We start from the raw sequence: 11337 nt of genomic DNA on the forward strand, positions 1-11337 counted from the left end.
GGTCGGCGGGCGGTGCCCGGGCAGGCAGAGGGCGCGCTGCGAGCGGGGCGGGCGGCGGCCGTGAGGTTCCTGTCTGCTGGCTGGCTGTGGCTGTTCGCGCTCTTGGCGCTGTTCGGCGTCGGCTACGTGCTGGCGCAGTTCCTGCGTCGCCGCTACACGGTGCGCTTCACCAACGTGGCGCTGTTGCACCTGGTGGCCCCCGCGAGCCCGGGCTGGCGCCGGCATGTGACCGCTGCGCTGTTCGCGCTGCTGATGGGGCTGCTGATCGTGGCGGCCGCCCGGCCGGCGGCCTCGGTGCAGGTGCCGCGCGAGCGGGCCACGGTCATGGTGGCCATCGACATCTCCCTGTCCATGATCGCCACTGATGTGCCGCCCACCCGGCTGGAGGCGGCCAAGACCGCCGCCGTACGGTTCGTCACCGAGTTGCCCAACCGCTTCAACGTCGGCCTGGTCACCTTCGCCCGCTCGGCATCGGTGCTCATCTCACCCACCGTGGACCACGCCGCGATCACCCGCGCCATCACCGGCCTCAAGCCCGCGCCCGGCACCGCCATCGGCGAGGCGGTCTTCGCCGGCCTGGACGCCATCCGCAACTTCGACCAGCAGGCCGCCAGCAACCCGCCGCCGGCCGCGATCGTGCTGCTCTCAGACGGCGACAACACCTCCGGCCGCACCGTGCCCGAGGCCGCCCAGGCCGCCGCCCAGGCCAAGGTGCCCGTCTCCACCATCGCGTTCGGCACCCCCGAGGGCACTGTGGAGATCGACGGCCGCCCGGTGGCGGTACCGCCCAACGAGCAAGCCCTGCGCGAGCTGGCCGAGAGCACCTCCGGCCAGGCCTACGACGCCGAGTCCGCCGGCTCGCTGCAGGAGGTGTATGAGCAGATCGGCTTTTCCCTCGGCACCACGACCGCCACCCGCGAGATCGGCCACATCCTGCTGCGCTGGGCGATGATCCCCGCCTTCGCGCTGGCCGCCGCCTCACTGCTGCTGTCGCACCGCTTCCCCTGACCTTCCCGGACCGCGGGCGGCGCCCGCGCGCTCCTGCCCCTTTTCCTCCACCTACGCCCCGTGACAAGGAACCACGACGATGTCCGAGCACCGCATATCGCCCGACACCGACACCGCTGACACCGCCGACTCCGCGCAGACCGCCACCGGCGGCCAGGCAGACGGCGGCAGCCCGATCGGCGCCTGCCGGACCCGGCTGTATCGCGACGGCGCGCTGGTGGCCGAGGACTTCCCCGTCGCCGAGGTGTCCGACCACCTGGAAGACCCCTCCTGCATGGTCTGGTTCGACCTGTGCGCCCCCGGCCCCGCCGAGCTGGGCGCCATCAGCGAGGAACTCGGCCTGCACGAGCTGGCCGTCGAGGACGTGCTACACGACCGGCAACGGCCCAAGCTCGACGTCTACGACAGCCACCTGTTCCTGGCCGCCTACTCCGTCCGTCTGGACGAGCACGGGGCGCTGGACGCCACCGAGATCGACATGTTCGTCACTCGCCAGGCGCTGGTCACCGTGCGTGAGAACGACCGGGTCGACATCGAGCAGGTCGTCAAAGCCTGGGACGCCAGCCGTGAGCTGGCCGCACACGGCGTCGGCTACCTGCTGCACGCCGTGCTCGACCACCTCGTCGACGGCCACTTCGAGGTCATCCAAGCCCTGGACGAGCAGATCGAGCACCTGGAAGACCAGCTGTTCGACGGCCAGACACCCGGCCCCGGCCTGCAACGCGACTCCTTCACCCTGCGCAAGAACCTGGTCGGTCTGCGCCGCTACGTGCTGCCCATGCGCGAGGTGGTCAACACCCTGCTGCGGCGCGACCTGCACATCGTCGACCCCGCCCTGGCCCCCTACTACCAGGACGTCTACGACCACGTGTTGCGCGTCACCGAATGGACCGACTCGCTGCGCGACCTGGTCAGCAACATCCGCGAAACCCACCTGAGCCAACAGGGCTACCGGCTCAACAGCATCATGAAAAAGATCACCGGCGTGGCCGCCATCATCGCCGTGCCCACCATGGTGTTCGGCTTCTACGGCCAGAACATCCCCTTCCCCGGCTCCGAACAGGCATCCGGGTTCTGGACCTCCACCATCATCACCATCGCCGCCTGCCTGCTGCTGTATCGCGCCTTCCGCAAACGTGACTGGCTGTAACGCCGCAGGCGGCCGACACGGGGGCGGACCTTAAGCCCGCTCAGGTCGCGACGACGTCGGCGCTCTTCTCCACCGCGTCTTCCAGCCAGCCTGGTGAAGGCAGGGACCTCATGGAGTCAAGATCACCACATGGTCGGTTTTCCGACAATCTCGGCTGGAGCCAAACCTTCGTCGCTTGATCGTTTGGGAACGCATTGGGAACGATCAGCCGTAGACGCCCGGTGAACCTCGTGGACAGCCGGACACAAGCGAGAGGCCCGCCACCGCGTTTCCGCTGGTGACGGGCCTCCTTCTGCTGGTGTGGCAGGTGCAAGGTTCGAACTTGCGTAGGCTGAGCCGACGGTTTTACAGACCGCTCCCTTTGGCCACTCGGGCAACCTGCCGTGCCATCCGCTGTCGCGGCGACAGACAGAAGAATAGCGGACTTCCGAGGTGCACGTGACACCGGTTTGTCCCGCGTGGGACCTCCTCAACGGGGACCGGTGCGGGCCTGGTGCGCTGCACTGGGACCCGATGCTGGCTAGGCTCGTTCGCTGGGGTCCGTGTGCGCGGGGACGCGCGTTGGGTGGTCGGCGAGACCTTGGGGCGGACACCGGATGACATGCGTTGGTAGCGAGAGGATGAGTGTTTTGGCCGATTCATCTTTCGACATCGTCAGCAAGATCGACCGGCAGGAGGTCGACAACGCGCTGAACCAGACGGTCAAGGAGATCGGACACCGGTTCGACTTCAAGGGCACGGGAGCGAGCATCAGCTGGTCCGGGCAGGACAACATCGAGATCAAGGCGAACAGTGAGGAGCGGGCCGCGGCCGCGCTGGACGTGTTCAAGGAGAAGGTGGTCAAGCGGGGCCTCTCCTTGAAGGTCCTCGATGCGGGCGAGCCCAAGCTCTCGGGGAAGGAGTACCGCATGCTGGTCAGCCTCAAGGAGGGCATCGACCAGGAGCATGCGAAGAAGATCTCCAAGCTGATTCGCGACGAGGGGCCGAAGGGCGTCAAGGCGCAGATTCAGGGCGAGGAGCTGCGGGTCAGCTCCAAGAAGAAGGACGATCTGCAGGATGTCATCTCCCTGCTCAAGGGGAAGGACCTCGACATCGCCCTGCAGTTCGTGAACTACCGCTAGCAAGGGCTCATTGCACCCCCCTTGGCCTGGCGTTTCAGCGTCACGGGGAGCGTGGAGGGCACATCCGGGGCACACGGCCGAGCGCACTGTCCACGAGGGCACGCGTCTTCTCCTGTGCCTCGGGCCACTCCCCACGTACGTGTTGAGCGTGGCCATCGGCGTGGAGTGACCTAGAGCGAGCAGGCCACTCCGAGGCGGGATACCCACCTCGCGGGCTGCCGGTGCCCATATGTGCGACCAAGTGGCCCGGTGTACGGGCAGCAGCATGTTCGTAGTGATCAGGAGCTTGGCGACACGGCGGGTGCACCGACGGGGATCCGTCTCGTCGGCGATCTCGTTCTCGACCACGCCAAAGCGCTTGAGGTGCGTCCAGAGCCGTGCATAGGAGATCGGGTAGTTCGATCGTCCGTGTGGAGGTCTTCGTCTTGACCGGCCCGAGGTACGGCTTGCGACCGCTCACCCCAAACGAGTTGCTGACTGATGTCGACCTCGCGGCGCTTGAGGTCGATCTGGTCCAGCCCGAGGCCGAAGATCTCTCCGCCCCGCAGTCCACAACCGGCCGCAAGGTAAACGGCAACCGCGAAGCGAGGAGGCAGAGTCTCAGCAAGGATGTGGACCTGTTCAGGGGGCGGGATGAAGTGGGTGTGCCTTTCGACCTCAGGGAGGCGGACGCCTATGCACGGCGAGATACCGATGGTCCGATCTACCACAGCCGCTGCGAAGAACGAAGCGACGTTGCTGTAAACGACCGCCAAGGTCGAGGGTGCAACGAAAGCACTTCCGTGCGGTCCTTGACCCAGGCACGAATGTGCGACGGACGGACCTCTGCCATCCGGAGGTGACCAAGAATCGGATCAACATGAAGGCGGAAGACGCGGTCCATCCGCTCACTTGTGGAGCCGCGGTGGAGGGGGTCGGAACGCCACTTGAGCGCCGCCTCCCGGACACGCTCACGCCCTGCCCTGACGTCGACAGAGACGCCCTTATCGAGATTGCTCTTGGTTTCGGCATCGAAGCTGTCTGCGTCTGGAAGTTGCGCTTGCGCTGCTCGCCCGATCGTCTCGACAGCTTCGAACGCGTATGGGACATCGGCCAGCCCTACCGCCATGAACGCTGAACCCACACCGGACCGGCCGGGCGGTTCGGGCGGGCGTGCGGCCTCTCCGGGCCGGTCCCGCCCGGCCACCCCGCCGCACAACAGGCAAAGGCAGAAACGTACTGAGGCCAACCCAGCAGTATCACTGGCGTCGTGTCGAGCGCTGCGGCCACACACGGAGGCCGCGGGTCCAGGTACGCCTCAAGTACTCGTTGGGGCGCCGGCGTCGGAAGTAACCCAGATCATCGCGGCCATTGTCACGGTACGTATCATGCGTTCCCGTACGGCGGGACCGCTGGTCACAGCATGATCGCGATGCCGGCATTCGGCCGATGACATGAAGAAGCTCCTGGTAGAGGGGTTGATCACCACAATCTTCACCCTCATCCCCAGGAGCTTCAGGTGCTGTTTACCGTGCTGCCGTCGACGATCGGATCTCCCTGGCGGCGGCTCAGCTCCGCGCAGCAAGCCCTGCTGGTCCTGGTCCAGAGCTCCGGCGAAGTGGAGTCTTGTCCTGTTTCTCGATCATGTGAGGTCGAGGACGTGAGGGTGCGGGCGGGCGAGCCGGGGCGGCGCAGCAGCGGCGGCAGGTGGCCCGCGCTGGCCAGGGTGGCGCGGCGCCGGTAGCCGGGCAGCCTCAGCTGCCGGTGTTGCCTCCGATGTTGAGCCAGGCCCTGATGGAGCCGCCCGTGTAGATGACGAGGTAGTCGGCCTTGCCGTCACCGCTGATGTCGCGGAACGCCACCTTCTCGCCGGGATAGTCGGTTGAGTTGACGTAGTTGAGGTACGGGGTGAAGCCGCCCCCGCCTCCGCCGCCGTTGTTGATGTAGGCGTGCACCCGTCCGGTGCTGTCGACCATCAGGTAGTCGGCTCTGCGGTCGCCGTTGACGTCGGCGAGCCTGAGCTTGTCCCGGGTGCCGTAGGAGACTCCCGGCGCCCAGTTCAGGCGTTCGACCCAGTGGATCCCGCCGGTGGCGGTGGGGGTGTTGATGTAGGCGTGGATGGCGGCGGCGTCGCTGACTCTCAGGAAGTCGTCGCGGCCGTCGCCGTTGACGTCGGCGAACCGGATGATCCCGCCGGTGGCGGTGGGGGTGTTGATGTAGGCGTGGATGGCGGCGGCGTCGCTGACTCTCAGGAAGTCGTCGCGGCCGTCGCCGTTGACGTCGGCGAACCGGATCGACTCCCTGCCGGCCCCGCTGACTCCGGGAGCGATGACCCCCCTGGGCTGCCAGACCGTTGCCCCTGACGCTGCCACGACGGAGTACCACGCCGTGACAGAGGCGGTCTCACCCTCGCCCAGCACCAGGTAGTCGTCGCGGCCGTCGCCGTTCATGTCGGCGAAGCGAACCCGCGTGCCCACGCCGGGGTTCTGGTTGTCGACGACGAAGGTCCCCTGGTCGACCCAGTTGGGCTGACCGGGCTGTCCGGGAGTGTTGCGCGCGATGCGGAAACCGCCACCGTCGGCGATCCGCACGTAGTCACCGCGGTTGTCGCCGTCCAACTCCATGATGTCGGTCCGGCCCTCAGGCGTGCTCATGCCGGTGGCGATCACGCCCAGCGCCCGCCAGCCGGGCCCGGCCTTGGACTGGTCGACGTCGGCGGTGCACGACAGCACCCCCGGGTTGTCGGCGACCGGCTCCGAGCCATCCGCCGGATCAGGCCAAGGCCCCGGAAGCGAACCAGCCACCGGATCTGCGATCCAGCCCTTCTGCTCCACGGTGACCAGTGCCTCGTACCAGGCATCCGCCATTTTGCGGTAGCCGCTGTCGCCCGGATGCGCCGGCTGGGACAGGTCGGCGGTGGTCACCTCGTCCATCTCGACCAGCTGCACATGCTTGCCCTGGTCCTGACGCTGCTTGACGATCGCGGGGATCCGAGCGTTGTAGGCGTCGATCCGCGGCTGCAACCCCTCCTTGGTGGCCGGCACCAACGTGGCCACCAGCACCGTCGCATCCGGAGCGTCGTCGAGCACCTGATCGATCAGACCACCCAGCCGCTCCGGCGCCGTCGCAAGCTGGTAGTCCTGGTTCATGTCATTGGTGCCGGCGTGCAGCGTCACCACGTTCGGACGGTACGCGGGCACCGCGCAGTCCGCCGCGTCATTCTGGATCTGATCGATCCGCCAGCCGGAATGACCCTCGTGGTCGTTGTCCGCGAACGAGCCGTCCTCCAAAGACCCCGCGAAATCGACATCCCGCCCCAGCCACTTCAGGCGCTCATACAGCGGCGCCCGGTACCCCTCGCTGGTGGAACTGCCCACGCCCTGAGTGATCGAGTCACCCAGCGGCATCAACCGCACATCGGCGACGGTCACCGAAAGGCCAACCTGACGCGCCTTGCGCAGGATGTAGTCCAGGACCTGCGGGGCATACTCGATCACCAAGTTGGCGACAATGGTCAATCCGGACCTGATCACGCTGGTGAACCAGCCATAGCTCTTCTTCGCCAGGTCTGCGATGGCCAGGCCGACGTCTATCAGCACGGTGCGCATGTTGGCGGTCAACCACGGTTTGGCGATGCCCTCCCAGATGCCGTTACCCAGCGTGCCCACAATGAAGGCCGCGAAGGCCGCGAGCACGACTTCCTTGGTGGACGGCGTGCTGCCGGGCACGAGCGCGTAGCCGACCAGGAGAACGGTGACGGCCTGTACGCCGGCGGAGAGGTTCGAGCACCACAGCACGGCCAGCGGGGGTGCCCCGCTGAACCATGGAATGCACATCGCATAGGACAGGATACGCGCGGCGTATCCGGCGACCATAGCGATGACGGTCCGCACCCACAACGCCAGCTCGACATGAACGTCGTCCTCGAAGATGACGAAGGTCACCCCGTCGGATCGCGCCTCGAGTGTGCCGTCGAAATCGTAGCCGTCGAACGAGAATCCAGGGTCTGGGAACTCATCGTTCGACGCCTCGTACACCCGGTTGATGGCCTCGCTCAAGGGAAGTTCGTCCTGGTGATGCTCCTCCACGGTCGTGCGGAGCGCGTCCGCGTCAACGTTGTCGAAGGTGAACTCGATCAGCAGATCGCCGTCGGCGACGTTCAGCGTCGACCCGGCGGCCTTGGCCTCCGCGCCACACCGGATGCTCACGCTCCCGCTCATGGCGGCTCTGGAGGACTTGGACAGGCCGCAGGCGGACTGCGCCTGGGCGGGGATCTTGGTAAGGCTCAGGGTCAGGACGATCGCCATCACCGTCGCGACCAGGCGGTTGAGGCAACGGAGACTTCTCAGGGACAGAAGGTGGTGCATGTGCTTATTCCCGTCGAGCGAGGCAGGAGGGCAACGGCTGCATGAGGATCCGTCAGCCCTGCGACAGGCGCGGCGGGGCTCGGCACGCCACACAGCCACCAATCGCAGCGATGTTGCCTGCACCGGTCAGGCGTCGTTCTGTTGTCGTCGGCCTTGATGCGCATCTTGGTCGGGTTCCAGTCGTCCACCAGCAGGGAGGACGCGGCGGCGGCACCAGACTTCGTTTCCGTGAGTACGGGTCGCCCGCCTGCTGCGGCGCTGTTGCTCTGCGGCCAGGTCGTCGATAAGACGGTGCCCCGGACGATGGCGGTGACGGCGCTTACGAATGGTCGGTGTCTCCGTGCCTTCATGGAAGCTCCCGCCGTTGGACATCGAGCGGACACGCGCAATGTGTCATGGCTGCATCGTGGGTCGCTCAGGAATGTTTCCACGACGACTTCTCAGTCGACAGTCCATACAGTTGCCGATTTCCGCTCACTTTCTGTGCTTCGGGTTTGCCCTTCGTCCATACCTACACGGCCATGCAGCTCGCCCTGCCACCCCAGGGCTGCGGCGAGGTGTGGGTAACTGCCTGAGTGTCCGTGTCGTGGAGTGACTGTTCCGAGGCTGTAAGTGGGGCCTGGAGACTCGTCTGAGGACGAGAACAGGCACGACCTTCGAGATCATGAGGTTCTCGACGCCTAATGATCACAGAGAAGACCGCCCTCGGCGTCCGGCGGGATCCGCTGAGCCGAACATGGCAGCCGCCGGATGAGTCAACTGCGCGGCGCACGCAACCGCGACGGTGAGCCAGCCGGACTGGATCCCGTGGAATGAGGCGCTGGCGACCCTGGCTCTGGTGGGTCACCTGGACCTCGTCCACGCCGCGCTCGCGACCTCCCCTGTCATCGCTCTCAGCGGTCAGCAGCTCACGATGTAGGTCCTCTACTGTGCCTTGGGCCAGGTGGCTGCTCGCGCTGGTCGTGCCGGGTGGTGAGGGGTTGCGGGGCACGGTGAGCGGCGGCCTGGTCACGGTGGAGGACGGGCCGGTGCCAGGGCCGCTGCTCAACGACCGCCAGGTCACTGGGGGCGGAGGACGCGGGTGGCGCCGGTGATCAGGGCGGTGGCCAGGATCCAGCCGGCGACGACCAGTACGTAGGCCAGCCCCTGCGTCCACCCCGCCGGGTCGAACATCTCCCTTTGGCCGAAGGCGGGCAGAGGGAGGAGCAGGTCGAAGGTGTAGGCGAACGAGTCGAAGACCGGGGCCTCGGCCGGTTTGAGGGGACGTGGGGGGTTTAGGGCGAATGCCGCGGTCCCGGCCACCAGCAGGAGGGCGAACCAGACGCCGGCGAGCCAGGGGCGGTAGCCGTACCCGACCGTGACGTCGAGCAGCCGCCCCCACAGCCGCAGGCCGCGTCCCTGGGTGCGGCGTCTGCCGCGGAGCTTGGCGAGCTGGGCGCGGCGGGCGAGCGCGTCGTTGCCGTCGCGGAGGTACCAGGCGGCGAGCTGCTCGTACGGCTGCGGCCTGAAACCCTCCGGGTCGCGGCTCGCCCAGCTGATGCGGCGGTTGACGCCCCTGCCGCGGAGCCGGTCGTAGGTCAGGCCGTTCAGGCGGAGCTTGTCGGGCCAGGTGTCCGGGTCGTCCTGCAGGGTGCCGACGCGGGAGTGGGCGAGGCTGACGACGCCGTCGATGGGTTCGGCGGGCTTGAGGTAGAGCTCGCGGACCTCCATGTGGCTGGCGTGCAGCGCGTACGGTGTGTCGGGGCTGCGCAGGGTGCCGCCGAAGGAGAGGGTGCCGTTGATCCGGGCGCCGCGCAGCCGGACGCAGCCCAGTGCCGTGAAGCCGTGGGTGCAGTGGACGGTGCCTTCGACGACCATGTTGTCGGCGACGAGGGCGCGCTGACCGGGGTTGCGGATGGCCGTTCCTTCGAGGTTGAGGTCGCCGTTCACGCGGGTGCCGGCGAGGCGGACGCCGCCGGTGATGTCGGCGTTGCGCATGGTCGCGCCGCTCTCCACCACCATGGAGCCCGCGGACAGCGCCCACACGTCGTCGGCGGTCAGGCGGGTGCCGGCCAGCCAGAGCCCGCTCTCGAACTGGGCGCGGGCCATGCGGACGGTGCCGGTGATGTTCGAGCCGGAGAGGCTGAGGTGGCCGGCGACGCGCATGCCGCCGCCGCTGAACCCGGGCAGCTTGCAGTCGGTCAGCCGTACGGTGCGGGTGGTGGTGTCGGTGAGGAGGACGGGCTCGTCCAGGTGGCAGCCGCTGAGGATGAGCTCGTGTTCGACGGTGCCGCACAGGATGGCCAGGGAGCCGGTGATCCTGGCCCCGCGTAAGCGGACCGCGGCCACGGAGCCGGGGGCGGCCTCGCGGGCGCCGAGCAGCAGGGACGTGATGACGCCGGCACGGATCGTCCGATCGGGGCCCCAGCTCTCGCCGTCCTTGGGCGCGTTGTCGCCCGCCGGGGAGCCGGGGCCGGTCGTGACCGGGGCGAGCTCCACGGTCTCGCCGGTGGGGAAGGCGTTCCACAGCTTGCGCTCCGCCTCGCTGAGGCGTGGAGATCGGGCCATGGGTGTGATTATGGCCGGTGGCTAGGCGGGCAGGTGGCAGGCCGCGAAGTGCGGATCCGGCTCAGCGGGCTGGGACGTCGGCACGGGGTCCAGGGGCGGGCGTTCGCGTGAGCAGGTCTCCACGGCCTTCCAGCAGCGCGGGTGGAAGGGGCAGCCGCCCGGCGGGTCCAGCGGGCTCGGCGGCTCCCCCTCCAGGGCGATCTCCTGTCGGGTGCCGCGCAGCGCCGGGTCGGGCACGGGCACCGCGGACAGCAGGGCCTGCGTGTACGGGTGCGCGGCGGAGCCGTACACGTCGGCCTCGGAGCCGGTCTCGACGACCTTGCCCAGGTACATGACCGCCACCCGGTCCGCGAGGTGCTGGACGACGCTCAGGTCGTGCGCGATGAACACGTACGCCAGGCCGAACTCCTCGCGCAGCCGTTCCAGCAGGTTCACGATCTGGGCCTGGACCGACACGTCGAGCGCCGACACGGGCTCGTCGCAGACGAGGATCCGCGGTCGCAGGGCGAGGGCGCGGGCGATGCCGACCCGCTGCCGCTGGCCGCCGGAGAGCTGGTGCGGGTAGCGGTCGCCGTGGTCGGGGTTGAGGCCGACGACCTCCAGCAGCTCGCGCACCAGCCGGTCGCGGTCGCCGCGCGGGGCGAGGTCGGGGTTCACGTCGTACGGCTCGCGGACGGTGGCGGCGACGGTCATGCGCGGGTCGAGTGAGCTGTACGGGTCCTGGAAGACGAGCTGGACGTGGCGGCGGGCCCGGCGCAGCTCGCGGCCCCGGAGCTCGTGGAGCGACCGGCCGAGGACGGTGACCTCGCCCGAGGTGGGCCGTTCGTGCGCGGTGAGCATCCTGGCCAGCGTGGACTTGCCGCAGCCGGACTCACCGACGACGCCGAGGGTCTCGCCGCCGCGCAGTTCAAGGCTGACCCCGTCGACGGCCTTGAGCACCCCCACGGTACGCCGGAGGACGCCATGCCTGATCGGGAAGTGCTTGACCAGGTCGAGCACCTGGAGGACGGTCTCGGTCACGAGGTCACCCGCTCCCATTCGTGGCAGGCGGTGAGCCTGCCGGCCGCGATCTGCCGCGCCGGTGGGCTCTCGGCGCAGGCGGCGCCGCCGTACCCGCAGCGCGGCCTGAACCCGCAGCCGGGGTCGGTGGCGGCCGGGTCGGGCG

11 protein-coding genes and 1 tRNA gene are annotated in these 11337 nt (G+C 68.3%); 7 read left to right on the plus strand and 5 right to left on the minus strand.

The features are described 5' to 3' along the window. Window positions 1-1008 (plus strand): VWA domain-containing protein (locus DQW85_RS00110; protein ID WP_240196821.1); only part of this gene is annotated, 1008 nt, incomplete at its 5' end. 79 nt (window positions 1009-1087) lie between these two features. Then, window positions 1088-2158, plus strand: a complete 1071-nt coding sequence (locus tag DQW85_RS00115) for a magnesium transporter CorA family protein (protein ID WP_113698455.1) — start codon at window positions 1088-1090, stop codon at window positions 2156-2158. A 301-nt stretch (window positions 2159-2459) separates the two neighbouring features. On the opposite strand, the gene DQW85_RS00120 is transcribed toward DQW85_RS00115, so the two are convergent. Then, window positions 2460-2541 (minus strand) — tRNA-Tyr (locus tag DQW85_RS00120). Between the two features lie 237 nt (window positions 2542-2778). Between DQW85_RS00120 and DQW85_RS00125 the strand changes: the two genes are divergently transcribed. Continuing rightward, window positions 2779-3279, plus strand: a complete 501-nt coding sequence (locus tag DQW85_RS00125; protein ID WP_113698456.1) for a YajQ family cyclic di-GMP-binding protein — start codon at window positions 2779-2781, stop codon at window positions 3277-3279. A 703-nt stretch (window positions 3280-3982) separates the two neighbouring features. Here the strand turns inward: DQW85_RS00125 and DQW85_RS48000 are convergent. After that, window positions 3983-4162 carry a tyrosine-type recombinase/integrase gene (locus DQW85_RS48000; protein ID WP_420819129.1) on the minus strand — a complete coding sequence of 60 codons (180 nt, stop codon included), beginning with the start codon at window positions 4160-4162 and terminating at the stop codon, window positions 3983-3985. Here DQW85_RS48000 and DQW85_RS00135 point away from each other — a divergent pair. Further along, on the plus strand, window positions 4118-4396 hold the full coding sequence (locus tag DQW85_RS00135) for a hypothetical protein (protein ID WP_162794596.1): 279 nt from the start codon (window positions 4118-4120) through the stop codon (window positions 4394-4396). The two genes, DQW85_RS48000 and DQW85_RS00135, sit on opposite strands and share 45 nt — an antisense overlap. Window positions 4397-4777: 381 nt before the next feature. Beyond that, a complete protein-coding gene (locus tag DQW85_RS43910) occupies window positions 4778-5002 on the plus strand; it encodes a hypothetical protein (RefSeq protein WP_162794597.1) in 225 nt (74 codons plus the stop codon). A gap of 10 nt (window positions 5003-5012) precedes the next feature. On the opposite strand, the gene DQW85_RS00140 is transcribed toward DQW85_RS43910, so the two are convergent. Beyond that, entirely contained in the window at window positions 5013-7565 is a 2553-nt protein-coding gene (locus DQW85_RS00140) for a GDSL-type esterase/lipase family protein (protein ID WP_240196822.1), read from the minus strand. An 844-nt stretch (window positions 7566-8409) separates the two neighbouring features. On the opposite strand from DQW85_RS00140, the gene DQW85_RS47465 reads away from it, so the two are divergent. Together DQW85_RS47465 and DQW85_RS43915 are read left to right on the plus strand one after the other, a co-directional pair. Next, window positions 8410-8544, plus strand: a complete 135-nt coding sequence (locus DQW85_RS47465; RefSeq protein ID WP_275888149.1) for a hypothetical protein — start codon at window positions 8410-8412, stop codon at window positions 8542-8544. Between the two features lie 10 nt (window positions 8545-8554). Beyond that, window positions 8555-8719 (plus strand): hypothetical protein, encoded by a 165-nt coding sequence (locus DQW85_RS43915; RefSeq protein WP_162794599.1) that lies wholly within the window; start codon window positions 8555-8557, stop codon window positions 8717-8719. Here DQW85_RS43915 and DQW85_RS43920 read toward each other — a convergent pair. Further along, window positions 8685-10172 (minus strand): hypothetical protein, encoded by a 1488-nt coding sequence (locus DQW85_RS43920; RefSeq protein WP_162794600.1) that lies wholly within the window; start codon window positions 10170-10172, stop codon window positions 8685-8687. The two genes, DQW85_RS43915 and DQW85_RS43920, sit on opposite strands and share 35 nt — an antisense overlap. Window positions 10173-10193: 21 nt before the next feature. After that, window positions 10194-11192 (minus strand): ABC transporter ATP-binding protein, encoded by a 999-nt coding sequence (locus tag DQW85_RS00150; RefSeq protein ID WP_113698460.1) that lies wholly within the window; start codon window positions 11190-11192, stop codon window positions 10194-10196. Window positions 11193-11337 lie beyond the last annotated feature (145 nt).

This window comes from Nonomuraea lactucae (genome assembly GCF_003313395.1).
GTDB lineage: Bacteria > Actinomycetota > Actinomycetes > Streptosporangiales > Streptosporangiaceae > Nonomuraea > Nonomuraea lactucae.

What these genes read in the sequence shown, in the direction of transcription:
- DQW85_RS00115 (WP_113698455.1), top strand. Translation starts at nt 1,088, where the DNA reads ATGTCCGAGCACCGCATATCGCCCGACACCGACACCGCTGACACCGCC.
- DQW85_RS00125 (WP_113698456.1), top strand. Translation starts at nt 2,779, where the DNA reads ATGAGTGTTTTGGCCGATTCATCTTTCGACATCGTCAGCAAGATCGAC.
- DQW85_RS48000 (WP_420819129.1), bottom strand. Translation starts at nt 4,162, where the DNA reads ATGGACCGCGTCTTCCGCCTTCATGTTGATCCGATTCTTGGTCACCTC.
- DQW85_RS00140 (WP_240196822.1), bottom strand. Translation starts at nt 7,565, where the DNA reads ATGGCGATCGTCCTGACCCTGAGCCTTACCAAGATCCCCGCCCAGGCG.
- DQW85_RS43920 (WP_162794600.1), bottom strand. Translation starts at nt 10,172, where the DNA reads ATGGCCCGATCTCCACGCCTCAGCGAGGCGGAGCGCAAGCTGTGGAAC.